General features: G+C 55.3%; 19 protein-coding genes and 2 pseudogenes. 7 read left to right on the top strand and 14 right to left on the bottom strand.

Features of this window, described 5'->3' with window-relative positions; genetic code table 11:
* Positions 1-47: 47 nt before the first annotated feature.
* The 13 genes and pseudogenes from ATB1_RS06940 to ATB1_RS06880 form a co-directional block, all read right to left on the bottom strand.
* Positions 48-1,571 carry a primase-associated protein gene (locus tag ATB1_RS06940; RefSeq protein WP_042662869.1) on the bottom strand — a complete coding sequence of 508 codons (1,524 nt, stop codon included), beginning with the start codon at positions 1,569-1,571 and terminating at the stop codon, positions 48-50.
* Positions 1,568-2,449 carry a DNA primase gene (locus tag ATB1_RS06935; protein ID WP_042662868.1) on the bottom strand — a complete coding sequence of 294 codons (882 nt, stop codon included), beginning with the start codon at positions 2,447-2,449 and terminating at the stop codon, positions 1,568-1,570. Before ATB1_RS06935 ends, ATB1_RS06940 begins: the two co-directional genes overlap by 4 nt.
* Entirely contained in the window at positions 2,446-6,297 is a 3,852-nt protein-coding gene (locus ATB1_RS06930) for an ATP-binding protein (RefSeq protein ID WP_042662866.1), read from the bottom strand. Before ATB1_RS06930 ends, ATB1_RS06935 begins: the two co-directional genes overlap by 4 nt.
* Positions 6,290-8,493: pseudogene (locus ATB1_RS06925) on the bottom strand (VirB4 family type IV secretion system protein). The gene ATB1_RS06930 and the pseudogene ATB1_RS06925 overlap by 8 nt, the downstream one beginning before the upstream one ends.
* Positions 8,486-9,607 (bottom strand): hypothetical protein, encoded by a 1,122-nt coding sequence (locus ATB1_RS06920; protein WP_042662864.1) that lies wholly within the window; start codon positions 9,605-9,607, stop codon positions 8,486-8,488. Before ATB1_RS06920 ends, ATB1_RS06925 begins: the two are co-directional and overlap by 8 nt.
* Positions 9,608-9,609: 2 nt before the next feature.
* Complete coding sequence (locus tag ATB1_RS06915) at positions 9,610-10,671, bottom strand: hypothetical protein (protein ID WP_042662908.1); 1,062 nt, start codon at positions 10,669-10,671, stop codon at positions 9,610-9,612.
* Positions 10,664-11,536, bottom strand: a complete 873-nt coding sequence (locus tag ATB1_RS06910) for a hypothetical protein (RefSeq protein WP_082256310.1) — start codon at positions 11,534-11,536, stop codon at positions 10,664-10,666. The genes ATB1_RS06915 and ATB1_RS06910 overlap by 8 nt, the downstream gene beginning before the upstream one ends.
* Positions 11,533-13,269, bottom strand: coding sequence for a hypothetical protein (locus tag ATB1_RS06905; RefSeq protein WP_042662862.1), 1,737 nt, complete (start codon positions 13,267-13,269; stop codon positions 11,533-11,535). The genes ATB1_RS06910 and ATB1_RS06905 overlap by 4 nt, the downstream gene beginning before the upstream one ends.
* 29 nt (positions 13,270-13,298) lie before the next feature.
* A complete protein-coding gene (locus tag ATB1_RS06900) occupies positions 13,299-13,712 on the bottom strand; it encodes a hypothetical protein (protein WP_008094371.1) in 414 nt (137 codons plus the stop codon).
* 4 nt (positions 13,713-13,716) lie between these two features.
* Positions 13,717-13,965 (bottom strand): hypothetical protein, encoded by a 249-nt coding sequence (locus ATB1_RS06895; RefSeq protein ID WP_004968218.1) that lies wholly within the window; start codon positions 13,963-13,965, stop codon positions 13,717-13,719.
* A gap of 467 nt (positions 13,966-14,432) precedes the next feature.
* Positions 14,433-14,960 (bottom strand): hypothetical protein, encoded by a 528-nt coding sequence (locus tag ATB1_RS24330; RefSeq protein WP_042662858.1) that lies wholly within the window; start codon positions 14,958-14,960, stop codon positions 14,433-14,435.
* On the bottom strand, positions 14,957-15,493 hold the full coding sequence (locus tag ATB1_RS06885; RefSeq protein ID WP_042662856.1) for a helix-turn-helix domain-containing protein: 537 nt from the start codon (positions 15,491-15,493) through the stop codon (positions 14,957-14,959). The genes ATB1_RS24330 and ATB1_RS06885 overlap by 4 nt, the downstream gene beginning before the upstream one ends.
* Before the next feature lie 166 nt (positions 15,494-15,659).
* Positions 15,660-16,034, bottom strand: coding sequence for a helix-turn-helix domain-containing protein (locus ATB1_RS06880; RefSeq protein ID WP_042662855.1), 375 nt, complete (start codon positions 16,032-16,034; stop codon positions 15,660-15,662).
* A gap of 403 nt (positions 16,035-16,437) precedes the next feature.
* On the opposite strand from ATB1_RS06880, the pseudogene ATB1_RS06875 reads away from it, so the two are divergent.
* From ATB1_RS06875 to ATB1_RS20445, 7 genes and pseudogenes are all read left to right on the top strand, one after another.
* Positions 16,438-16,843 (top strand): annotated as a pseudogene (locus tag ATB1_RS06875) (winged helix DNA-binding protein).
* A 404-nt stretch (positions 16,844-17,247) separates the two neighbouring features.
* Complete coding sequence (locus tag ATB1_RS06870; RefSeq protein WP_042662853.1) at positions 17,248-17,568, top strand: hypothetical protein; 321 nt, start codon at positions 17,248-17,250, stop codon at positions 17,566-17,568.
* A gap of 674 nt (positions 17,569-18,242) precedes the next feature.
* Positions 18,243-19,100, top strand: coding sequence for a ParA family protein (locus tag ATB1_RS06865; protein ID WP_008094379.1), 858 nt, complete (start codon positions 18,243-18,245; stop codon positions 19,098-19,100).
* On the top strand, positions 19,100-19,531 hold the full coding sequence (locus ATB1_RS06860) for a hypothetical protein (RefSeq protein ID WP_008094382.1): 432 nt from the start codon (positions 19,100-19,102) through the stop codon (positions 19,529-19,531). Before ATB1_RS06865 ends, ATB1_RS06860 begins: the two co-directional genes overlap by 1 nt.
* 833 nt (positions 19,532-20,364) lie before the next feature.
* A complete protein-coding gene (locus ATB1_RS06855; protein WP_042662905.1) occupies positions 20,365-21,648 on the top strand; it encodes an orc1/cdc6 family replication initiation protein in 1,284 nt (427 codons plus the stop codon).
* A 982-nt stretch (positions 21,649-22,630) separates the two neighbouring features.
* On the top strand, positions 22,631-23,206 hold the full coding sequence (locus ATB1_RS06850) for a hypothetical protein (protein WP_042662849.1): 576 nt from the start codon (positions 22,631-22,633) through the stop codon (positions 23,204-23,206).
* Positions 23,203-23,649 carry a hypothetical protein gene (locus ATB1_RS20445; protein ID WP_049913505.1) on the top strand — a complete coding sequence of 149 codons (447 nt, stop codon included), beginning with the start codon at positions 23,203-23,205 and terminating at the stop codon, positions 23,647-23,649. The genes ATB1_RS06850 and ATB1_RS20445 overlap by 4 nt, the downstream gene beginning before the upstream one ends.
* An 800-nt stretch (positions 23,650-24,449) precedes the next feature.
* On the opposite strand, the gene ATB1_RS06840 is transcribed toward ATB1_RS20445, so the two are convergent.
* Positions 24,450-26,297 carry a DUF4365 domain-containing protein gene (locus tag ATB1_RS06840; protein WP_042662845.1) on the bottom strand — a complete coding sequence of 616 codons (1,848 nt, stop codon included), beginning with the start codon at positions 26,295-26,297 and terminating at the stop codon, positions 24,450-24,452.
* Between the last annotated feature and the right edge of the window lie 143 nt (positions 26,298-26,440).

Raw genomic sequence — 26,440 nt, 5'->3', positions numbered from 1 at the left:
TGTATTTCTGTATCGAAGGATTCCACAGATTCGGGATAGTCTATGATTCAGAATTGCTCAGCGGGACCAGCTGATTCCTCATCAACCTGCTCATACATCTCATCCGGGAACGGAAGACTGCCCCAGATCGAGTAGGGACATTGGTCTTTGCCGATGCAGTACCGTTGCATATCGTCGTTATCGCAGTTCATCGGCAACGGCGTGTCCCCGCCGATCGTGTTCGAGAACTCGTAGCGGACTTGGTACTCAGTTTCCTGCTCGTCGTACCACGGCCACCTGGAGAAGATGTCCTTGAGGTCCGCGACGATTTCGTCGAGGCTGCCGTCTTGGTACTGCGGCAGCCACATCACCATCCGTGCGAAGTTGTAGAGATCCTTCCGAACCGGCTTCTTCTCGTGGAGTCGCTCCTCCATATTCGCCATACAGGGGAGTTCGAAGAGATCCTCGATTTCCCGAACCTCGATCTGTTCGGCGCCGGCTCCGGCCCTCCCGATTCGATAGGTGTTGACGCGCCCGTCGCGGTCGATGGTGACCGCCGAATGTGACTCGTGGTCGGCCAGCGTCTTCGCGAGACTGCTCGGACTCGAGATCCAATCCGTTACAGACGATTCCCAGTCGTCATCGGCCTCGTACGCCTCGACTGCTCGATAGAGCTCTTTCGCTGTAAAGAACTCCCCTTTCTGGGCGACGTCGTCGGGGGCGTCACTCAGCGCCCGTCGAAGGACTCTGATTGTCCGTTCCCCACGGTCCCAGTTCCGCCAGATACGCTCGTGATGGCCGGTCTCGAGGAAGCGGTCGATCCGCTCCGTGATCGCGGACTCGTTCGTGGTCAACCACGTCAGCTGGTCGTCGGAGAGCCCGTCTTCTTGCACCCGCAGGAGCTTCTTGAACGCCTGCTCAGCGTAGTCCCGATACTTACTGTCAAAATCACCGACCGGGACGTACAGGTGGTTGTCTTTCACTCGCGTCAGTATCTCTCCGCCGTCGTCTGTCTTCGTTGATTCCCCACCCTTCCGAACGAGACATTTGCGTGATGCCGCCGCCATCGGGATTTCGAGGTACAGGCCGTCCCCGAACTCCGGCATCTCCGTGATGCCCGTACAGACCCGTCCGGGATGCGGCCCATCCTCGCCGGGTTCCTTACTGTACAGCACCTCGGCAATGTCCTGCTGGAGCGTGCCATCACCGTGGTTTCGGAGGAGTGATGCGAGATTATTGACGTACAGCTCTCGGATGTCGTAGAGTACCTGGATGTTCCGGGGCGACGCGTGCTCAAACTTCGGATGTGCTTTCACACAGATCGCACTCAGAGTCGCAAGCACGGCGAGTGTCGCCGGTTCGTCAACGAACGGCTCTTTGGCAGCGTCGGCACGAACCTGCTCTTTGAACGCGGCCGTCCCAAACCGTTCAATGTCGTTCACGAGGTCCGCAGGCTGCTCTTCGCCGTCGACAACGTATCGATTGTAGCCACGCGTGAACAGTTGGTTGATACGGGTGTCACCGTACTCAGGCGGAAGTGCCGCAACTCGATACGCCATCTCCTCGTCGTCGGTGGGCGTTCTCGGACTCATTCGTCGATCACCTCCGGAGTTGCCGACTGCACGTCGAAACCAGGGCTCTCTATTGGTTGGACGATGCTGCAGACGTCGGCGTGGAGTGAGTAGGGCAGGCGTGCGACACGCCGGCGGTCGGCTGTCACGACGGGATCGATAGGGATGTCATAGGTCTCTAAGAGGAGGTCGTTCAATACCTCGCGACTCTGTTCGTCGTATCGATGTGCAAGGTCCGTATCGAGGAAGTAGACGTGGACGCCCTGTCCACTATACACGACCATCGTTTCCTCGGCGTTGAAGTCCACCTCAAAGATGTCTCGCACCTCGAATCCGTATTCGATAGCGCGGTCGATATCCTCGAAGGCATACGGATAGCCCGCGGGCTCGGCGTCGAGAATACCGGCGGCGTCGAGGAGTGCCTCGTTGTCCCGGTCGTTATCCTCGAAGACCGTATCCGAGGCTCGTTTCCGAGCGATCTCTTTCGCGTCGATATCGACGAGAAGCACCCATGGTCGTTCCCAGTGGTCCAACGCATAGTAGACGGCATCAGGGCGTGGGTTCGGCTTCTCGAGGACCGACGGATCTGCGAGTGCGAAGTTGCTCCGACCGAGGGGGTCGCTGCGAGCGGGGTCCCGAATGAACCCCACAACGTCCTCGAACTCGTTGAACGCGGGTGTCGTCGGCTCACCGGACCGGTCTGTCTGCCACGTATCCCGGCGGATGAAGTCCCTGTCAGGGATATCATCTTTGCGAACCGGGTGTGGGTCTCGAAAAGCGACGGCATACTGTTTCGGCCCGTTTGCGGTGATGAACTCAGGGAGGTCGGCAACGTAGCTGGGGAATTCCTCGGCGTAGTAGGTGTAGATCTCTTCACGAGTTGCCTGTCGCCAAGTCATGAGTCGACCTCCTGTTTGAGATTTGTGAACCCGCGAACGGTGGCCATGCCTTCGGCATCAAGTTCGCTGATTGCGTCTTTGATGTTCGAGAACGACCGTGCTGCCCGTCCGCTGACGCTTTCCTCGATTCGGTCCGCTTCAGCAAGTGTCTCAAGCACTTCAATAGCGGTCTGGCGGCTGTTGAATGCCCAAATCGCGTCGGCATCCACCGCGCTGAGCTTGTCGTAGTCGTCGACCGGTGCGTGGCTGTTGTTGCTCGGGAGTTCAGCTTCGCCGACCCAAACGAGTTCGCCAGCGTCGTTGAACGCAGCTACGTCGAACACCGTCCTGTCGTCGTATTCGTAGTACGGTTCGACGCGAACGACATCGTCCTGCTGTTGGAGCCACCGTTCGAGGAGGCGAACACCGACCTTGTGTGGTGTTTTCTCCCCGATATCGCCTTGGCCAGGGCCAACTTGGAGCTTCTGTCCGAGCAGCTCCCGCCCTGCCGGGAGGACAGTATAGTACTTTTGACCGGCTGCAGACGCGTCCTCAACGAGATTCTGTTCCGTCAAGCGTTCCAAGTGGAGGTCTTCGTACTCGTCTCGGAGGGCCCGCATCGAGTTGAGGAGTGTATACTCAGTAGCTTCACGGTTCATCACCTCAAGGACGTGGCTGAGGAAGTGGACATCATCATAGCTGAGGCCACGCTTCCGAAGTTCGTTATCGGAGACAGGGACCTCACTAGCTTGGACGGGCGATGAGCGATCTTCCGGGTGCCCGTTCCCGTCGCCCGGTGGCTCCTCTTCACCCTCAGTTGCCACGGTAAACAACGAATTACTCACCTGGCCACTCTCCTGTGGCTCAACGTCGGAAACATCCGTATTGCTCGATACCGACGACACGTCTGGTGTCTCGTGTCCGATGAACGAGGATTGCGTGGAGTCTGTTTCCACGCGATTGCTATCAGCGGTAACTGTTGTATCGGCTCCTGAACTCCCCCAATCAGGCTCATCCCGGGTCGGGCTCGACTTACTCACCTCACCAAGCCCATACTGGGCCTGTGTTCGCTCCGACAGTCGTGGCAAGGCCACGGTCTCGAAGTGGTCCGCCTGTTCGACAGAGAGCGGCTCGTCGCTCTCTGGATGGCCGGCCGCTATCGGGAGCGGCTTCACTGAGAACGGGGCTGGGCCCGTCTCCCCGAATGACGGACTCGGGAGTTGGGCGATCCACTCCCCACTGGGGAGCGTGTTGATCCGATTTCTGAGGTCAGTCGGGCTCAGATCTTCGTGGGCCAGCGATTCAGCGAGGCCACGCTCGATGGAGATGTTTCCAATGAGCTTCGTCTTGATGTTGTTGAGGACCTCGTCGTAGGCGCGTTCGCTCCGATTTCGGACCTGGCCGGGGAACTGCATCACCAGTCCCATGCTCAGACCGAACGACCGCCCCTGTGGAAGCAACTGCTCGGAAACGAGTTTCGTTGATGCGACGGGGGCTGCCTCCTCGATGATGAGGTTGGTGAGATTTTCGTAGTCCGTGTTCCCGTCACGTCGACGCACCTGCACTGCGTCCCAGAGGTTACTCAACAGGAGGAGTGTGATCGCTCGCTGTGCCTCCGGGCGGAGGTCGCCCAAGTCGAACAGAATCGTGGCGTCTTCGTCCAGGAACTCGCGGAAGTCGAATCGGTTGTCGACGTATTCGCCGTTGTCGTCCTGCTCCGGAACGTGGCTGAAGATCCGTCGCAGGTGGGCGTCTTCTCGGAGCTTATCGAGGCGGTTCCCGACGGCGTCCATCGATACCTGGAACTGGTGGTCGTCCTTCGCGAAGTGCCGTGTAAGCGACTCCTCGATGCTCCGGTTGTCCGCCGAAACCGGCGGCACAGTTCGTTCCCGCTGCATCTCAAGCGCGGCCGCGAAGAGGTCATCCAACCCGAAGACATCGCTGCCGTACTCCTCGTCGAACAGCGCCTTGATGAGGTAGCTGAGGATCTCGTTGGCAACGAACGCTTGTCCATACTGCTCGCGGCCCATGATCATCCGCATGATATCGTGGAAGTGGTCGACCTTGTCCTGAATCGCGTCTTCTCGGTTCCTTCCGGCTTCGAGTGCTGGTCGAATGTCGAAAAAGGAAAACGCGGGAATCGTCTCGGGGACACGGAACTGGTAGACATCGTCCAACCCGCTGAAGCGGTCATAGTGACTCCGAAGGTAGTTGGCGCACATCCCGTCGCCCTTAGGATCGACGATGACAACGGGACCACCGGTCGTCTCGCGTAGCGACAGCGCATCGTTGATGATTGCTTTCGACTTCCCGCTTCCAGTCGAGGCGAACCGGCCGTAGTGTGTCGTCAGGAGCTTCGGCGGAATCCGAATCGGACGCTGTTGCGGCGAACCGTTCTCATCGAGTGCATACCCGATAGCCATCCCCTCCTGGAACTGCTGGACTAAGTCGGGGTTGGGCCACGGAAGCGGATCACGACTCTGCTGTTCAGCACGTGTCCCGCGCGTCCCTTCAACCGTCAGTTGGTCCGACGATGGTACTAAAATGAAGTTCGCAAGCTCAGCACCACAGAGAACTAACTCCGGCCGGGTCTTACCACGTCCAGTCGTCACCTCTCGCGAGAGGAGTCGCTGGAGCGCTGCTCGTGCGTGTTGTTCTTTCTTCGATTGTCGGAAGCCACGGTCTCGAAGCCGCGTCGCTTCGATCTCGTAGAACGGGCCATCGAGTGGGTCGAACACCGGCGCAAGTGACGACAGGCGGTCATCAAGGGCGTCGCGACCAACCTCACTCGTTGGTACGCCAATCGCCCGGATATTCGTCGTGTACGAGCGCTTGGGATTGACCGCATCAATCGCATCAAGCCGCTTGACGACGATGTCACTCAACTCGTCGCGGGTGCGTCGTTCGTACTCCAGTTCGGGGTCGAGCAGGTCGCCAAGGATTTTCTGCGACAGCGTGTCCCGGCCATCATTCAAGTCCTCTTTGCGGAGTTCCGCATCGGCTTGCCAGCTCTTTCGGCGCTGAAACACGACTTGGAACGCGAGCGGTTCGCGTGCATCGTTCAGATGGTCGATTAGCGACGCAAGCACAGCTCCCGGTTCGTCGACGGCTGGCAGCGTGCTCTCGTCGGGCGTCGCCGTCAGCGGTGTCAACGACGACATCCAGTCTTGTTTCCGAACTTCCGACCCACACCACCGCACGCCCCGTGGTGAGACGGCGTCGGCTGCGGGGCGGGCGAGAATCGTCCCGTCTGCGGTCACCGTCGGCTTCTCGACTGACGTGGGCGGAACCTCGTCTGCTAGCGAATCAGTCGTTTCGAGTTCGACAACTGTCTCTCCAATCGACACCAGTCCGTCCGCCGTTCTTCCACCCACGTCGTCCTCAGCAGCCGTGGGTGAAGCCTCAGACTTCGTTCCCTCTATTGCACCACCGTCTGGCGTCGCGTCCGCCTCGGCATCTGCAGCCGAATACTGTTCGTCGTCGGCGAACTCATACTTCAGATCACCCTGCTGGTAGCGCTCGACGAACTCCTCGTGGGACAATGCAACCGGATGAATCAGCTTCGACGCGACGTCCACCTCGACACGCTCGATGTCGAACGTTTTCGGATAGATCGATCGAAGCCGGTCTTCGAGTGTTCCGAGATAGTCGTCAGCACCATAGTAGAACTCAACCGGCGCATCTTGTCCCGTACTGAGTGCGAGGAACTCGAAGCGCGGTGGGGTCGCGGATGTAAACGGGTTGAGTTTCGACCGCAGGCCCGAGCTGTCAGGGGTCAGTTTATGGAGACTCTCGAGCGTCTGTGGGATACCACGAGGAGTAAGTTCCTCTGAAGTGGGCGTCACGCGAAGATACTCACGCTCACGCATCGTCGGTACCTCCAAGCTGGCCGTTGTCAGTTGCTGTTGAATCAGTCTGCATGTCTTGTGACTCTCCGTTTGCTTGCTGCGCTAACTCCGTCCGAAAGGCCTCAATCTCGGGTGAAACCGCCGTCTCACCAGCTCCGGGGAGCGACGCCCGGCGCTGCTCGGTCGGATCGAAGTCGATGACTTCCTTCTCTTTGGGCATCGCTTCGACTCTAATACCGCGCCACTCACCGTCGACGCCGACGAGTGCCTCGGAGAAGCCGGCGTCTTCATTTCCAGGAACCGCGTCCTGCACATACCGCATCTGGGCGTGGTTCAGTCCGAACTCGTCGGCCCACTCCGCGTCCATCCCATCCAGCCGATGGAACTGCTTGACGGCACACTGGTCGAGGATAGCCTCACTTTCAGCGTGCTCGAAGAACTCGTCGACGGTCTGAGTAACGAGGCGAATCGAGAGATCGTGGTGGCGGTGGTGTCGGAACACCGTTTCGAGGAACGCCAGACTCGCGGCGTCCTGCATGATGTACCGCGCTTCGTCAATCACGAACACGACCTCTTTGTCCGTCTCTTTTGCTCGCTCGTAGACGAGCGAGATGAGCAACTGCATCGTCAGCGCCGTACTGCTGTCGACGCTGCCTTCTTGCTGGGCGAGGTCGAGATAGATGACTTTCTCGTCACGGATGTCGAACTCCGATTCCTTCCCGAGGTTCGCGTAGCGGCCCGCTTCTTCGAAGGGCCGCAGTTGATCGATTAACCATGTTGCATCGTCGCTAAGTTTCTCAGCTTCTGCGTCCGACCGAACGACGAACGACTCGGGGTCGTCGACCATCTCTTCGAAGACGTCCAACATGTCTCGAATCGTCGGGCTCGGGTTGCCGTGTGTCGTGATATCATCAGTAATGCCATGACGCTCGTAGGCCTGTCTGAGTCCGAGTTCGAGTGTTGTTCGGCGGTCGCCAAGTGAGATACCGCGGAGAGCGAAGAAATTCGTCAGGAAGCTCATCGCGTCGTCGAGTTTCTCGTTGAACGGGCTCGCGTCTTCACCCATCGCCCGCTGGACGTGTTCGGGCGTCTGGCGGATTTCGAGCGGGTTTAGTCCGAGTGTCCCGCCAACGGTGATTCGCTTGGCATCGAGCGCTTCGGAGACGCCCGCCCAGTTGTTGAGCGGTTCGAGAATAATGCCGATGCGGTCCTTGCTCTGTTCGATCGACCGGATGAAGTTCTCCTTCGCACCGAACGATTTGCCAGAGCCCGTGTCGCCGACAGTAAACATCGCATAGCCGTTATCACGGGCGAACGGGTCGATGACGACCGGACTCTGATTGTCCTTGTGGATCCCGAATTCGACGCCTCCTTCTTCGAGAATCGTCGCGTTGTGTGGCGACGCCAAAAGGGACCCAACAGCACCGCCGAGGGCAATCGACTCCCGACCAAAGACGTTGTCACCGATTGGCGCGGCGGACTGGAGTGCGAGGTCCTGCCGGCAGATAGCCGTCTTCGGCGTGAGATTCGCCGGTTCGTCACGGAGCGCGCTTTTGACTGCTCTGACGGCGTCTTGGAGCTCGTCCGTGTCGTCGGCACGGACGGTGACGAACAGTCCTTGGTCGAACACGCTCGCTCCACTCTCGACGGCCTTGTACGTCGCCGCCGCTTCGTTGGCTCGCTCTTGGAGATACTCGCTTCGGACGCTCTGTTCTAAATCCGCGTCGACCTGCAGGTCGTCCGCGATGTCCTGTAGTTCGTTCCGCGCGCGCTGTTGGTTCTTCGGCGTGATGTGCGCCGTGAGGTCGAACTCGACGTCGGTCAACTCGAAGAGGTCACTCAGATAGCCGTCGTTCGGGTAGTCGGCGTAATCAGCGATGTACAGCGTCGTCGTCCATTGCTCACCGACACGGGCGGCTCGCGTCTCCCATTCGATTGCCGCCGGTGCTGTCGCCGTCTTGTGTGACTCCGAGATATCATCGAGGAGCTGACCTTCCGCGTCACCCGCTTCAAGGGTTTCCTCGTCGAGGACATCCGAGAAGTCGACTTCCTGCTCGTCGTCGGTATGATATCGTTGCCAGAGGACTGTCCCACCGACGCTGAGGAGTACGATGGTCCCCAGATAGAGTGCTGCACCTTCGGGGGATGTCGGCTGTTGAGCCACTGGGTGAGCTGCGTGAGAATATCACGGCTCGACTGCAACGGGAGGTTACGCATCGAACGCCTCCTCGCGACGTGACCGGCCGAGAATTGGCTGCTCGCGGACCACGTCTGCGTCGGTCTCAAAGTCGTGTTCTTCGCCGTTCCAGAAGTCCATGTTCAAAACGAACAGTTCGACCGTGCTGAGCCGGTGGGCAGACCAGCCGGATGCCTGCTGGATGAACTCGGAACGGACGTCAGCAATCCGGTCGTCCAGCTTCTCGAACATCTGGGCGCGACGTTCCACGTCGGAGAGGTCTGCACGCCGCGTGACGAACGGGTTGAAAAGAATCCCAATCACGGGGAACTGCGTCAGCTTTTCAGCCGGCGTGCCTTCGTCGCGGTATCGGTCATAGACTTCGAGTGGTGAGACTTCTACGCCGATGTAGTACCGAACTTGCTGAATACCGCGGTCACGCATCTCTTTGGGCCGTGTCTCCCGATACTCTTCGAGGAGTTCCCGGAAGATCGGGTTCTGTGTGACGTCCTCGTCGGTGAGTCGCTCCTCGATTGTCTCGGTGATCTGTTCGACCGGGAATGACCGGGTTGTTGCGTGGAATTTGAGCTTCGAGTCGAGTTCTTTGTTGGCGAACTCAGCGCCTGCATCCTGGAGTTGGGCCCAGTCGTCGGCCATCGCGAAGTCCATGTTCCCCGGGTTGATCTCGATGAACGCCTCCATGGCGCCATCGGTCCGCTGAATCGCGCCGGCGCCGGGCCACGCTCGCTCGATATTCGTGAGGTCTTGGGTTCGCTCGTCGGGAGTAAACGGCGTGTAGTTCGCGAGTCCGCCCTCATTGCGCACAGTTTCGTCCGTTTGGCCGTCAGGGTGCTCTGGCGCACTCAGCGTAATCCGGGGCCGTTTGACGTAGCGATAGACGTCTTTCGTCCAGGTCCACGCGTTCAGATGGTCGGGAGTGACGTAGACGATGGCTGCGCCCATCCCGAGGCCGCTTGCGATACACGGCACGGCAAGTGATTCAACCCCAGTAAGGCCAGCGAGGAGCAACCCACAGATTGGGAGGGCGATGAGGACGCCGACGTCACCCTCTTCGATGTTGAGGTAGGGAATACGACTCGCTTCGCCGAACTGGTCCATGATACGCCGGGCGGCTGTGTCTTGGTCTGTCGACATTGTTAGTGGGTGCGAGGCTCGTTTTCGGTCCGCCGGTACGACGGCAGTCCGTCGCCGTCATCAGTCGAGTCACGCTGTGCGGCTGCTCGCTGGGCGAGTGCTTGACCGGCGGCGGCTTTCGGCCCCCAGCGGGCGACAGTCGTCGCGACGCCAGCACCACCGACATACGCACCGGCTGCAACGCCGCCGATGAGTGCAGCGCCTCGCGTTGCACCACCGATCACCTTCGCGGTGAGGGGCGTCGCGTACGTGAACGTCTTCCACGTGAGATAGAGCGCGATTAGCGGGAGCGACGTTGCTACAAGATATCTCAAGAATGGACTACTTGGAGCGAGAGCATTCTGTGAGAACAGTAGGTCGTACCCCTTGAATACGACTGCTGCAGGGAGGGGAAGTACTGCAAGAGGAGCAAATCGTTTGCTGAACCCGATTGCGATATCAGAGATGACCGGGAGGTTACCGTAACCGAGGGCGAACGCAATCGGCATTCCATATACGTAGACATAGATGAGAACCTCACGAATGAAATAGAACGCCTCAAGGGACCACATTGACAGTCCACCTGCGACACCGAATAAAAAGGCAAGAACTGGGTTAGTTAGCGACACCTCTAGGAGTTCGACCATCGTGTCTCCAAGTGAACTCAGACTCGGTATCAAGGCGATCGTGAAACCGTCAACGAGATAGAGTGACAGAATACTAACCCAGTACCAAGATACGATGAGGAGCGCACCAACCCACGCAGTTTTCTTAGTGCGTCTTGCCTCGTACGCACTACCGATATTGAAAATTCGGAGCGCATGACGACCCTGAACACACATCACCAACAACAACAGCGAGATCAGCATGATCTCACCGCCAACTAAAGCGTCTTGTATCGCAGGCCACGGTCCATTAGACGCTGTTCCAAATACAATAGGCCCATCAGTACGTGGGGTTGGAGTTCCGAACATACCCTCTGTGAGAGACTGGTATCCAGTTCGGAGACCTCGCATGAACAGACCAGTCAACCAGCTAAGCGCCTCTTTGAATCCCTCAAGTACAACGTCGATTAGATCAACCATCGTGGTCACCGATGGAGATACTGCAACCCTCAGTACTAGTCGAGTCTGTATACTGAACGTCGTAGGTCTTAGACACTTCAGAAGCAGCTACACGTGTTTTGAGGATGAGGTTGAACTCACCACTCTGCTCCCCGTCTTGACACGAGATATCTGAACCGGGAACAAAAGCGAACGGAGACCGGAAGCTGTAGATCGTGAGTTGCTTCCCAGCTGGAATAACAACTTCAGCTACTTCAGAGTCAGACTCGGGATCATAGATCCCACTAACATCGTCATGGTTGGCGTAGTTCGTCCCCTCTTCATCGGAGGGGTACGGAACGTCCCCGATGAAGAGAAGTTTCGTGACCGCGTTTGGCCCCGTTCCACGGTTCTCAACGGTTACAAACGCCTCATCAGCAATCTCATCACTCGAAGAGTTCCACATCTGCTCTGGCTGATTGCTCCCAATCCCCATCTCGACGATGTTGAGATCCGGTTGAATCGAAAGCGAGCCCTCAACAACAGTCTCCTCACCATCTAACGCGACGACACGGTACTCGCCGGGGTCGTAGGCAGTCCCAATTTCGAACGAGACTTGTCGTGCGCCGGCTGCAAGCCCACGTTTCCCGAACAGTTCCCCATTGGGTTGAATGAGGTTCACCTGCTCAACGGGCGCGTCAGCATCAACCTCAACAACAATGGCTTGCCCCTCGACAGCGATGCGTGAAAGCGGGCCAGCACGCTCAGTCGCCGCCGGCGTCTGGTCAGATGTCGTTGTTCCGGAGCCGCGACTACCATCAAGGCAGCCGGCAACGCTGGCGAGGGCGGCCCCGCCGAGTGTTCGGAGGACGGTACGTCTATCAGTTGGTGAATCAGTCGGAATCATTGATTTCGGTAGTAGCTATCTGTCGGTCCAAACATGCGGAGGAGTCGACGACCGGCGTAGAACGTCACGACGAACGGAATCGCCTGCCAGCCGACTTCGAATACGAACGCAACCCAGCCCTCGAGAGTCCCGAGTGGGTGCCAGCGAACGGAGGCCGTATCGCCCACATACGCGGGGTCGTGGCCAAGCCACGTGCCGGGGTGGTAACGGGCGGTGTAGATCCCCGGCTCGTCGAGCGTGACAATCGCGATGCCACTCTCGTTGGTCTCAACGCGCTGGTCACCCACCGTGATGTACCCGCTATGTGACGACCCGCCAATCGGGTACTGTCGGTCACTCCCGTTCGACGCGATCGGTGCACCCGTCTGATTATCGCGCAACTCAACTCGGAGTGTTGCGTTCGACGTCGTCTGCGAAACGAGCTCGACAGAGAGGTTACTCTCACGAAGCTGTCGCGCCGACCCAACTTGCGGGTCGACAATTGTGGCATTCACCCCGCGAACGATCCCGCCGACCCGAAGCGCCTCCCGGTCGACAGTCTTCGCACGGACGGCCAGCCCGTACGTGGGCGTGTACGACTCGTTGACGACTTCGACAGTCACGTTCTCGCCGATTGTCTCACGGGGAGACGCCCGGTCAGCCCCCCACGTGTCGATGATATCCGGGCCATCCCGAACGGGCTCTGCTCGCGGGCCAATCTGCGACGGATACGCGTGCACTCGCACGGGAATCGCATCCGACTGTGTTGTGTTCGTCGACGCGCTGGTCGATGTGACGAGTGTGTCCCAGTCTGTGTTGCGAGCGGTGTAGAATCGCCAGACGCCACGAACGCGGGCAGACTCATCGTCGGTGAGCGTATAGCCTTGCCACGGTCGGGATTGGAAAACTGCGACGCCAGTATCGCCGTTCGGATACTGCGCGTAGTAGGGGTACGCCGCGAGGTCGTAAATCTCGGTATCGAGTGTATCTGAGACGGTTCGTGTCTCGGTCCGATAGTTGACTGTCGTCTCGGACTGGCCACCAACTGTTGTCTCGATGGTCTTCTTGAGGCGAACCGAGATGGTCGCTTCGAGCGTGAGATTTGCACCCCACGAGCGCGTTGTCTGATACTGCAGCGTTGGCGTGTGAGTACCGCTCGCAGTTGCGACTGGGATACCGTTGATTTTCAGACGGATATCCTCAATCTCATGGGAGACGAGTGCCCAGTCGACCGTCTGGTTGCCCGTTTCGTTCCCGGTTGGAACGCGAACGCGGTAATCGACGAGTCCACGAACCGTTCCGTTAGGAGCGATATAGAGGGACGTCTCGCTCGCTTCGAGGTGCCCGCGCGTCGATGGCGTGACCGCGAAAATCGTCGCGTGCGCATCATCGATGAACGTCCCATCTTCGAGTGACGCATGGGGCGGGTACGTCGACGTGTCTGGGCCACCGGCCTCGAGGTCAGCGAAGTCGTTGCGCGTCCACGTCGCGGCCGTCGCCGGCGGGCGCGTGAACGTGATGTCAGTCCCGTTGGCGAGTTGGTGGAGTGCCGTTCGATCGTCGCCGTACTGCTGCTGGTAGGCCTGTTGGCTGACGTAGCGGTCGCTATCGCGAGACCAGAGCGTCGCGGCCTCGTTTTCTGTGAGGCCGTTTGTTTCAGTCTCTGGTCTTGGGGGCTGTGCCGCCGCAAGGCCGATAATGGAACTCGACACGAGCAAAGCGGCTACCAGTACGGAGGGCACTCGATGCTCCATGGGAGGGTAAAGGTGGATTGGTGGGGCGCTTACCAGGGAGTGAGGTTCACGCAGTCGCCGAGTGGGAGGCCCATAATCGACGCCACAACGGTATACAGCGGGCCGAGCACCGCCAAGATGAGGGCGGATTTGAGTGCTGCGCGCTTGTGGACTTTGAGTCGCTTTTTCTGTTCGGGGCTGGCGGTGAAGATCTCAGCGAGGGAATCGGCCTGCCAGATGACTGCCAACCCAATGAAGCCGAGCGTCGTCGTGATCTGGAAGAAGCCCTCGACCATCCCCGGCAATTTCTCAGCGCTGCAGACCACGCTGTCTTGTGCGGCAACTGGCTGGACGGCAGCGATCGTGAACAGGACGCTCCCAATCGCGACGTGTCGAAGGATGGATTGGGAGGACCGTTGCTGGTCGGCGGAGCGAGCGTCAGTCGAGGAGTGTGAGTCAGACATGAGGTCACTCGGTGTGGTCGTACACGAGCGCTTGGAGGTCGGCGTAGCGACTCGTCATGGTTGCAATCTCATCGAGCGAGTAGCCCAACTCACGCGCTTCGGTGAGTTGTGCGCGGAGTTTGTGCGGCTCAACGTCGCGAAGTTGCATCTCGTCGCGGAGGGCTTGCCGATAGAGGGCCGATGCGTTGAGATGGTCGTTCCACCTGAGGAACAACTCATCGATGTCTTCGACGGTGACTGAGCGGGAGATCATGTGTTCGGTATCGTTCCGCACCGATTGTCTTGCGGTGCGTACATGTCAACCAGATTTCCGGAATAGTATATATTTACTGGCCAACATGAAGTGTGGGAGCATGCCAAACCAGATGTAAGGTTCACAAAAGGAATCTCGAAGGCAGATAGATTTGTATCGTATTCTGCTTGAGTCCTTGGTTCCAACCTGACTGGCAGGCGTACTCTGGGAAGACGCACGCGTTGAGATCCTCGAAGGTGAGTTCTCGGTAAACGTCGTCGGACACGATTGCCGTCTAGTCATCATCAGTATGGTCACCAGCGGCCCACTCGGAGAACCGCCAGCCAATGAGAGGGTTGCGTCAATAGTTCCTGTCGTCACCACCGCGACGTCATCCCCTGTTCTAGGGTAATGCTCAAAGCTTCGGCGAGAGTTGTTTTGGAACGGGAGGATGATCGTCGTTCATCGGTCCTCACCTCGTTGCTGTGTTATCGAAATTCATTGGCCGTGATCGTCTCGAGATACTCAACGCTGACATATCGGAATTCGATACGGTCACTGAAGCCATGTTGAGGAAGGAGTGTTTCGGCCGCCCGACCCGCCGGTTTGTCGGTCGTCAAGAGAACGACGTGATCCGCCTGCTCTGTATCGAGTACCTGAGCAGCAAGCCCCACGAGTGCCGTGTCCGCTTTCTCGGTGATATCTTCGTCACGGCCAGTCTCGTTAGCGATAAACCGGCGGGCTTCGTCCATCACCGTCGAGACAAGCGGGTTGGTGTAGTCAAGTTCGTCGGCAACCACGATCCAGCCCTCCTCGAATCCATCGGGATAGGGAATATTTCCCGAGGGATACGCGTCCGCTGCCGGATCGCCACCGAGTTCTTCGTAGACGCGTTGGGGGACACGCAATGAGACACCAGCCTGTTGGAGTGCTCGACGGAGCCGTTGAAACTTGTCCTTGTCTGGCCCACCACACCGAACGAAGACACCGGTATCAGCGATATACACCGTCTTCATGCACCGGAACCGGCGTACTCAGTGGCAACTGGTTCCAGCGCCTGGAGAATGATCTCGGCTTCAAGCGGTGAAAGGTCAAGTTCCCGGGCCGCAATCCGATGGTTGACCGTCCCGTCGACGTACTCGGAAGCGTACTCGAGGGCGACAGCAAGGCCGTCGAAACCATGTCGCTCGATGTAGATGTCGATGTCCTCGTCCTGGTCGCGCCGGGCAACAGCGGCGATAAGTGCTGGTGTGATCGTTTGGGTTTCACCGTCTGTCGAGAGCGTAAGTGCGATCGACTCGGCATCGTATTCGTACGGACGCTGCTCACAGACTTTCTCTACTAACCCAGCTGTTTCGAGGTTCTGCATATAGTCGTAGGCAGTTCCCTGTGGAATATCGAGTTTGCCGACCAACTCGGACACGGTGACCGGTCCGTGTTGTAAGATATGGGCATACAGCCGAGCAAGTGTGGGTGTGTCGAGGAGGTCGGCCACCGTCTGAAGCTGCTGAATTGGTGGGCGGCCTGACCGGGGAGGTGATTGCGCCATTTCAATTACGAATTATCCATAATTCGTGATAAGACTTCCGGCAAAGGGCCAAAGCTCGAAACTAACTTGCCACTCACCGAAGGCCAGTCGCTCGCTGCGGCACCACCCCATTCTTGTTCTACAGAGAAAACAAGGCGAGTGCCTCAGGGCTTGATCCCGAGACGGTTCACTCTGCACCCGAGTCTGCATCTTCATACTCATCGAGATCAGGGAGATTTGCATCCCAGTCCGGATTCTCGTCGTAGTAGTCGCCCTCAAACTGCTCGCTCACGGCGGCCAAGCCAATCAAGCTCGCAGTATGTGCATCGTAGGCGTCGAGATTGATCGCCCAATACTCGCCCTTATGACGCACAAACCCCTGATTATGGAGTCGGCTAAGCGTCGTCCCAACACTTCCTCGTGGGATGTCGAGCGCCTCAGCAATCTCACCTGCTCGATACCCTGTTTCTGGAGTCGCTGCGAGGAAGCGAAGAATGGTCCGCCCATTCGTATTCGGTCCTGGAAGATCCGATGGCTGGTAATTTTCGAAGTCAACGGGCATATGTAACAGAATGTAACGGAGAGTAATAGACTTGCCGGAGTAGTTGTTCCAGAGTACTCTTTGGACGCTGGAAGGTCTCGATCGACGCGTTCTCCCAATAGAAGTGCGACGAATCTGAGGTCGTTGGGGGATACTAGTTTTTACTGGCAAGAGTGGTGTGTCTGACAGAGTATTTAAAGAGTGGCGAGTTATCTAGCGAGGAGACTGTTGAAAGCCAGAGACGGCACAGTATCCGCATCAATAGGCGTTGTCAGGGGGAACACCTACTTCTTGGCCTAAAGTTCCCTGCGAACTTGTCGGGGAGATTCAAGATGCAGCGGAACTCAATTTCACAGAACGGTTGGGCTGTTCTGCCTGTAGAAACGCACCGGAATACCAGTAGGAATCATCTCCACCACAAACCATGACCGAAAACACACTCACCGTCCGCGTCGAATCGAACGACGAGTTCTTCGACCGTGCACTCGAAGCCGCAGCGAAAGCCGACGCTGGTGAACTGACTGATGACCACACTGGCGTCTCACTTCCAGACGAGGCTGCACTTGCACGTGTTCTGCGCGAAAAAAAATCTCGAACTTATCCGGACTACTGCCCGCGAAGAACCGAAGAGTCTCCGCGAACTCACGCGGCTCGTTGATCGTGACATCAAGAACGTCTCGACCGCTATCAACGACCTCGCAGAACTCGGACTTGTCGAATTTGAGCAGGATGGCCGATCAAAGCGGCCGGTCGTCTGGTACAGCCATATCCACGTAGAGTACGACCTTGGCGTTGGGACTGATGATACCGAGGTCGCTGCACAAGGGTGAAGAACGTACTCAACTTTCTACTTCCTTCGTGAAGTGGCTTCATCTCTATCTACAACAGTATCACATGCGTCTCCACAATCCCCTATGACGAGTGATTCGACGATACTTGGTCGATGTCCTGACTGTGGCGAAGAGATTGAGGCATACCAGTCGATCATCGAGTTTGAGGATAGCGATGGCTCAACTGGCGTGTTCGCAGAGTGCTATTCATGCGACGAAGTTGTCCGCCCAGAGTGACGAACTGGCGCTACTTGTCCACGAGGAAGTCTATGCTTGCGCCCGAATGTTGGACGATGCGTCGCATCACGTTGTAACCTAGCTCGAAGCAGGAAGTCGGCGTCATCAATTTAACCAACAAAATTTTTGATTAGCGTCGGTTGTTGGTTAACACGAGTCAACAGCCGATGTCCTACGAACCACCGACGCCGCCGACGAATCTCCCCAGCGAAGTCGTCAACGCTCTCAACAAGTTGGGGCAGAACCGTCTTCGAGACGTTGCCCGCTATGCCGAAGAGTTGGCCGAACACAAGGAGCGCGCGGCTCGTCTCGAGGAAGATACACCGGAAGGGGAACTCAAAGAGCGGCCCGACGACCTTCCAGATGATGTCCCCACGAAGGCGACGATTACGATCAAAGAGATCAACGACAATCGCTACTACTACTGGCAGTGGCGAGAGGGTGACAAAATCAAATCCAAATATAAAGGCCCAGTCAACGACAACTGAGTTGGTTCTGGTTAGGTCTCCTCAGTGAGGTGAGTTATTACTATAACTTTAAAATATAGATATATACTATAGTTATGAAGTATAGTTGTAGTTCGCATGCTACTGCTGAGCTATTCCGTTGATGCCTCTAATCTGGCCGATTGACGTGTGCTGCTGGAAAGTACGCCTATTCTTGACGCCGGTCTCGCACGACCACACACTTGATAATCTTCTCCAGATCCTCATTTGAGCATGGAACTGCTCAGTGTTGTAGGATAGTGGCGACTATTACTGAAGAGTATAGGTAGGAAATACAACTATAGTCTGCAACTGCTCTTGTCTATGATCGCCATTCAGGGTGGCATTGATTGTGAAATCAGTATAGCCAGATAGTATAGTCATGAGCTATAGCTATATCAAAAGTGGTGTCTGGCCTACCCACTCGTCAACCCCCAGTCAAGAAGTATGGGGAGTATAGTCAGGCACTATAGGTGTATAGGTGGCCAGCTAATCTCTACTGTCAGGTATTCTTAAGGCCGAAATTCCCGATTTAGTCCACAGAGTATGGTTCGGATCATCAATGGTCAGCAAAACCAATGGATATAGCCATACACTATAGCTATACAATATAGCTGGGTGATGTCGCTACAATGTCTGACCTAGATTTATATTCATGTCTACTGAATACTCTCGTAATGCTCACTTATGCCCCCGTCTCGGAGGCTGGCGGCGTCGGCAAAACGACGACTGCCGCGACGCTCGCAGCGAGTCACGCACGCGCAGGACACGAGGTCCTCGTAATCGATATGGATACACAAAACGGGAGCCTCACGTACTTCTTCGGTCCTGACTACGATCGCGGTGACCCAGAAGTCGACAACCTCGTCCGACATCTTGTCGGCCGTCCGAAAGGTGGTTTCCACGACCTCACCATCGAAGTCGAGAGTGGGATCGACCTAATTCCCTCGCACAACATGCTCGAGGACCTCCATGAGTTCCTCCTCAACGAGAAACAGCAGGCCGAGAACTTCGGTGAGTCCTACAGTATGTACCACCAACTGCATCGTGTCCTCCGTGAAGCGAACGTTCGAGATGAATACGATGTAATCATCGTCGACTCTGCTGGTAAGGCAGGTCCCATCCTCTACAACGCTCTAGTTGCTGTCAGAAACGTCGTGATACCGTTTGAGGCGACTGCAAAAGGCCAAGAGTCGATTGAAGGACTCGATGACCTCGTCGACGGGTTGGAACAGAGCATCGACGTCGATGTGGGTGTTCTGTCAGTCCTCCCTATCGGGTACAAAGACACACGTGACCAGCGGGAGATTCTCGAAGAACTTCGTGAAAGTGGCTTCCCTGTCCCGGTCGTGATCGGGGAACGTGGCTCTCTGATGGAAGGGTGCTGGAAACAGCAGTGTAGCCCATACAGATACGTGGAGGAACATCGCGACCGAAAGCGTGACTACGAACTCAAGACACTCGACCAATTCGATGAACTCGCCCGATATCTCGAGAAACAAGCCGAGCTTGAAGCTCCCGAGGTGACTGCGTGATGGGACTCAAATCTGGCTCACGAGATGCTGGTCTCGACGATTCTGAAGGTGATGTTGAGCAACCTGAAGAACAAGGGATCAACGAAACAGTAGACGACACCACTACTGAACCCCTGTCCATCGACACCGAAGAGACCGAGACGGAGTCAAAAGATAAGTTAGACCACAAATCCGAATCTCAGCGGCCGACGATGGATTCACTCCCGTACAAGCTCCGCCGTGATAAGGTAAATGAGGGTCGCGAGCAGGTTCCGTACTTTCTTCGTGAAGAGGTAATTGATGGCGAGGCCGAGCTTCAGGATACACTCGAAGAGTTACTGGATGAGAAGGTCTACAAATCAGACTACCGAGAGGCTGCGATGGTTGTTGCCCAGCGGAACCCCGAGCTAATCGCAGAAGTCCTCCGTGAGTGGGGATACGACCTGAGATGACTTGTTGAGACGTAGTATCTCGTGATTCAGTAAACGGCCTTGGGTGGACACCACGTTGGTACTTGGCCAAACATCTTTGCTGTGACACCACGTGGTTACTACTGGAGACAATCTGTGTCACACACGTCTCCACAACTCCCCCATGACGACTGATTCAACGATACTTGGTCGGTGTCCTGACTGTGGTGACGAGCTTGCGCCGCATCAATTGCTGATTGAGTTTGAAGAAGCAGATGGTACAACCGGCGTGTTCGCGGAGTGCTACTCGTGTGATGACGTTGTTCGACCGGAGTGACCCCTTTTCTTTGTTGTATATCCGTACGCAGGAATCGACTTTTACACATCGATGATGGGGGGGTGCCGTATATGCAGGAGAGTACCAGTCGAGGGCTGCAGGAGATGTTCGGTTTACACATCGACGACGGGGGGTGTGGCTGACAAATTAGTTGAATGACAACAACATAGTAGTATCCAAATTCAGTCGAACTTCCTGATTTTACACTTCGAACACGGGGTGTGGGTCGCTACAATATACTTCGTAACCGGTACTCACCCAATAAAATCCAGAATGTCGAATTCGGGGGGTAGCTCAAACAACGCGTAGATATATACATCGATGGAGGTCAATCTTTTTAACACCTCCGACACACAGCAGAAGTATGGCCGGCAGCAACCAGAGTGGTACTGATCAATCTACGTTGGAAGATGAAAGAACGCAATCACAGACAGAAGACGCGTCCAAGGTCACTCAGAAAGACACTGCTGTCGACAACGCGCCCCCCGAAGTTTCCGAAGGCGAGGTTGAGAGAAGCACACAGCAGTCGATCCGAGATATGCTCAACGAGGATGGTGGCGGGTCAGTCTTCGTCAACCGTGACCTCGTTGAGCCCGACACCATTATCGACGAAGAGCGAATCGTCGGTCGCGACGACCAACTCGAGTCCGTCGTGTCGTTCTTGAAACCAACACTCCAAGGAAACCGGCCGCCAAATATGCTTCTCTACGGCCCTGCCGGTACTGGTAAATCACTTATTATCGGCGCCGTGACGCAGCAGATCGTCGATCTCTGCAAATCGAGGGGTGAGAGCTTCGGGGTTGTCGATATCAACTGCCAGCCGATCAATACCCTCGACCAAGCCGTCTACGAACTCGTCCAGACAGTCGCAAAAGACGTCGGCGCAGAAGTGGGTGTGCCCGAAACTGGCGTGTCGACTAAACGGAAGTACCGACGTCTCTACGAACTTATCAACACCCACTACGACTCGGTCATCTTCATCCTCGATGAGATCGACCTCCTAGTTGGACGCCGTGCTAACAACGAACCCGCCTACTCGAAGTTGCTCTACCAGCTCTCGCGAGCCAGCAACACGAACGAGATTGAGGGACGAGTATCCGTCGCAGCGCTGACGAACGATCCGAAGTTCATGGAGGACATCGACGGCCGAGCCGAGAGTTCGTTCAACCCCCGAGACGTATACTTCCCGGACTACGATGCTAACCAGTTGCGCGAGATACTCCAGAATCGCCGCGACGCCTTCCGAACGGATGCGCTCTCTGATGACGTGATTCCACTCGTCGCTGCCTTCGCAGCACAAAGTCACGGCGATGCTCGGAAGGCCATCGACCTGTTCCGTGGCGCTGGCGACCTCGCCGATGAACGTGGTGACGATAGCGTTGAGGAACACCATGTCCGCGAGTCACAGGAAGAGATCGACAAGGATCGTTCACTAAAGCTCGTTGAGGGACTCACGACACAGAAAAAGATCTCCCTGTATGCTACTGCTGCCATCGCACATTACGCAAAGCGCTCAGGAAGTTCCGTTCCGAGCCCCGTCGGATTCAAAGTGTATCAGTGGGTAACGGACGAACTCGACGCGGATCAGATGACTCGGGAAACGTACGTCAAGTACATCAAAGAGCTTTCCACGTATGGATTGATTTCGACGTCAAGGAAGAGTCGAGGTCGCGGTGGCGGGATGTACATGGAGTTCACCTTCACGGGTGACCCCACGGGTATCATGAAACGGATCACGGAGGATACTCGTTTGGAGAGTATTGCCGAGCAAGAGGAACTCCTCCGAACGGTGGTCAATGCACAACTGAAGGACTTCCATTAGAGCTGAGGTGGACGCTTTTCGTGGAGGACGAGTGTAGACACACCCCCCGTCGTCGATGTGTAAGTTCCCAACCCCTCCCCCCGTCATCGAAGTGTAACTGATATCGACAGAGTGACTGGTTGTACGAAACCTATCAAGGCAGTCTAGTGTTACTGAACGAGGAGTTCAAGTCGCCAATACTGCAGGCCATTCTTGTGAGAGTCTACTGATTAGGAAGATCGCTCGCCCAAACGAGGGAGGAAGGCTTTGACGAGTTATCTCGAGTCAATAACGCAACCCCCTCCCCCCGCAATCGATGTGTAAATCACCGATAGACGATGGGTAGAGACGACAAAGCGAACGGACTCAATCAAGAATAGAAGGTCTAACGCTAGTAATTCTAAGGAAAAGAGCGATCAGAATAACGGTCATTCAAAACGGTAGATCTTGTTCGGTCGGATAAATTATTACTTAGTCAATATTCACTTTAGCTCCACTACGGGTTCGGTTAACTTGGTGGATACATAAAACTTCGTCAGACAATAGTCATAACTTCTAGAGAGGTTATTTCTAGGGCGTTACTGCCTCTCGTGCATATATACAGCTGTTACGTCCGGTTTGCCCTCATTTCATCTTTTCCCCCCATCTCTTCTCACGGTTTTACACATCGATGACGGGGGGGGAGGGTCTTCAACCTCGACCTCGGTGGACACGTCAGTCGTCGCGTTGAGTGTGCCAAATGGTTCGTGGCCCGACCCTCTACTCCCTGCGACGAGATTCTATCCTGAGTGACGAACTAACGCTACTCAATCTCAACGTCCAGATGTCTCATTTCCAGTGTACTTGTAATAATGCACTACATCGGATATGAGACATCGACAACTGTGTTAACCAACAACTGGGTGTATCTAGCCGGCCTGTTGGTTAATACAGCCTCTCGAATCATGTAGACGGAATAGTCCGTGCTAGCAAGATTTATTCCTGTTAATCACGTGGTGTGAGTATGGAAGAACCGCGCTCTGAACTACAGGCCAATGCCGAGGAGCGAACTAAAGCGCCAGATTTCGACGTCCTGACCTCGCCAGAGGAACTTGTCCGTGGAGAGCGGACGCGAGACGATTTTTTTGACGCTGTGCTTGGGCTCAGCACTCCAGCGACCGCCAGCGAAGTTGCTGACCTCGCAGGCCACGGCGTCGACGCCGCGAGAGAGTACCTTGAGTGGTTCGAACAGATGGGTATCGTGAAGCAGGTTACCGAGTCGCCGGCCACGTATGTACGCAACCAATCATACTTGAACTGGCGACGGGTCCAAGCGCTCCAAGATGAATACTCAACGGCGGAGCTCCTTGACTTCTTGAAAGACGAAGCAGCACGGGCAGAGGAATTGTCCGAGGAGTTTGATGTCGCGTCGCCGGAAGCGGTCTCTCTCTCAAAGCACGCATCGACTACTGATCAATCGATAGAGGATGTTTGGGAGGCCGTTTCTGCGTGGAAGACCGCTCGCCACCGGGTTGATCTGCTTGAGCGGGCATTAGCAACCGAGTCGGGTGACGCTGCTGATCAGCGAACGGCGGTATGACAGGGTGGGATGAGAGTAGTGGGTCCCATTCAGTTTCAGGTGCCCCAGTTGATTTTGACCGCTTGGACGTCATTCGAGATAGATTTGCTACCGACGAGCGGTTCACGCAGATAGTCGACCGACCTGAATTCGCCCCTGAGCGGCTGGTCTGTGTGTACGATACGCGGTTTTACCCCCCGAGTGTTCAAAATGCTCGAGTAGAGATTGTCTGGTTCGAGAACGGGGACTTCTCGCTCCATTACCACGAGGATCACGTTGAGGGGACGTTCGATCATCGATGGGACCGCCACCCGTCGGAGCACAACGCTCGCGACCACATCCATCCCGGTCCAGATGCACCGACACCTGGAGATGATTCACCGCATCCCAGCGATTGGCGCGATGTCCTCTCAATGGCTCTTGTCGAGATTGAAGCCAGGCAGCGTGCATTCTGGGAAGGCTGATTGAAACCTCACGTTTACAGTACAAACGAGTAGATTGCCTTGATAGCCTCGCTTAGGTGGAAAAGTGAGGGTGCGAATCTTGGTTGACTGTGAACAGCCTGACCCGAATCTTCGTGAGCAAGTGTCCTATGAGTGCCGAGGGTCGCGCTTCTAGGCACAGCCCCGAATTGAGGCCTTGAGACGGCTATTAACGCCGTCCTCAGAGAACCTAATTTCCAACCCATTACATAGGGCACTCATCTGGTACCAGATGACTAATTGGCAGGATAATACGGGTCTCGCGGACGAGACTACACTAGCGAAGATTTACTCAATAACCACATCAAAGCAGAGTGTTAAAACGGAACTGATGAACTCAACCGCAGTCCGAGCAAGCACCTCTTCTACAAAGTCCAAGAAGCACGGCTACTCGACAACGAAGATTTTCTCGAATCTCAACCTCGAAAACTGATGAAGCCACAGAGTCGAACGAGGAAGTAGACGAGAAAATCGGGAACTACAGACACGAATTCAGGAGCTAGAACAAGAGAAGGAGAATTCGAGCAAATAGGCTCGGGAATCATTAAAACCGGGATTGCTAAAGAGATTCTATCTGAGAAGTGTTCCTCGCTGGAGGAGTTGTTCGAAGAATTGATTGAGTACACGGAGTTCCGAAGCAGAATCTATAGTAAATTGAAACTGGCTCTGTTCAGTCTTGGTGCAGAACAAGAAGCGACTACGTGCGTGGATATGCTGGAGAATAAAGCAGTAAATGAGATAAGCGCGGCTTCTGAAAACCAACTAATTGAAGAATTTGCTACTTACGAGAAATGCTCCCCTTCGTATTCTACCAGAAACTCAGCAAAGTCGCCAAATTCAATCTGATCTTCATACCAGCCAAAAGTACACATCCAATCGCTGCCGCGAGGTGAGTGATACTCACAACCTTCGCAGTAACAATTCTTGAACTTGGAGAATATTGATTCTAAGTTAGAGCCAGATATATGCCCGCCGTGCTTACACCACATTACCTTTTCTCCGAGTGTGTGAACCCCGGTTGCCTTGCCTAAGGTACTGGTAGTATAGTATCGCATCCGTAGATGCTCACAGTGCCGAAAGTATTCTGTGGGGTCAGCATCTTCGATCCCCTGTCTCAACGCAATCTCGTATTCGTTGGTCGGATTGTCGACGTCATGACCCAAGTGTTCCACTATACGTTTCATCATGTCTTGGCGTTCCCCCATCTCTAAGTTACGGTCATCCTCAGGAAGGTCGGGATTGGAGAATTCCGCATACGGATCTGGCTCGTTTTTGATCTTTTCCACCAAATCGTGGCTCAAAGGTATCAAACGCTGATCCTCTAATTGCTCGGCCAGTTCAACGCACTTCTCGGCGTGAACAAGTGCAGTATCCGGATTACAAGTATGATGTCGATAGAGTGCTAAGCTCTTATGCAGGTTGTATGCTTCCTCACGCTCCGGTAGGAAGTCTATCAGTTGCTCGGCTTGCTCCACAAATGGGTGCTCTCGTTCAGAAAGCGCGTCACGGTCAACTTTTCGTAGCGCTACGAATCCCATTACTTGACGAGAAATAAAATCAATGACATCTGACAGACAGACTGCATATTCGAAGAATAAGCCTTCGTCAAGCAACGCCGCTAATGCATTGTTCAGTTCGGTAGACACTTCTAGCTTCTTTTCCAATAGCTCTCTCTCCTCCATAGAAAGGGGTACAAGGACATCGCCACCACTGTACGTTGCCTCTTCCTGAATCGAGCCGATGATCGCAATATCTCGCTGCTTATCCAGCAATATGTAGAGCTTCGCTATTTCACGCTGCACACGAAGGAACTGTTCATCACCAACCAACCCCAACTTTTCAGCCAATTCAATCCCATGGGTGCTAAGCTCCAGAACTTGGATTGCGGCATCGGGATCCATGGGATCTATAAAGAATAGTCTTGCAAGGATAGATTTCACCTTACCCTCATCGTCCTTCGGCGCTTGAAGTACCTCTTCAACTATTTTGCGGGCCTCGCTTTCTTTCCCTTGTTTCATCAACTCATTTGATTTCAGAAGAGAATGACCTTTGTAATTCATAATGTCGGACTCGATTTGGTCATCCATATCACGAAAATCATAGGCATTGATGGCGACCCCTTCACCAATATCGAGCCCTCGGCTTTGACGCCGTAAGATACGTTTTTGCACGTCTTCGACAGTACGGTTCAGGATGTCCAAATCCTCAAAAGTGTAGTCCTTGTCTACCTTTATTCGGCAGGTCGTTTGTCGTCTCCAGTCCGGCTTTTCACGTTCTAATTTATTCCAGACATATTCTTGAACCACACACCAGTAGAATGTGTCCGATTCCTCACCGTAAAGAGCGAGAACCACAGGGATATTCTGTTGGATGTAAAATTTCAGGTCAGCAGTCCGAATATCAAATTTAGCTTTATCGCCTTCGAAGCTACTGGAGGCTTTCAACTGAATATAGAAATTCTGAGCACTTACTTTTTGAACATCGTCCGTGTCTTGTTCGGTTAATGCAACCTCCAAATCAAGACCAAAATCATTGTCTAGCTCATTAACAACGAATTGGCTTAACAGAACCTGAGCTTTCCCGCGAGAGAGATCTTCAAGTCGCTGATTATCACTTCGCTTCTTGGTCATTACTGGCTGTTGTCACACCGATAAAATAAGATTACTGTCGTGCAAAACAGTAGTCGCAATGTAGTTGATTATTGGCATTAATTACTTCTCAGTGAATTCGTCGATTAGTCGAAATAGGGTTGATCGAACGTTCTCGACTTCGG

It is taken from the genome of Haloferax sp. ATB1, assembly GCF_000730175.1.
This window is presented reverse-complemented; position numbering and strand designations above follow the sequence as displayed.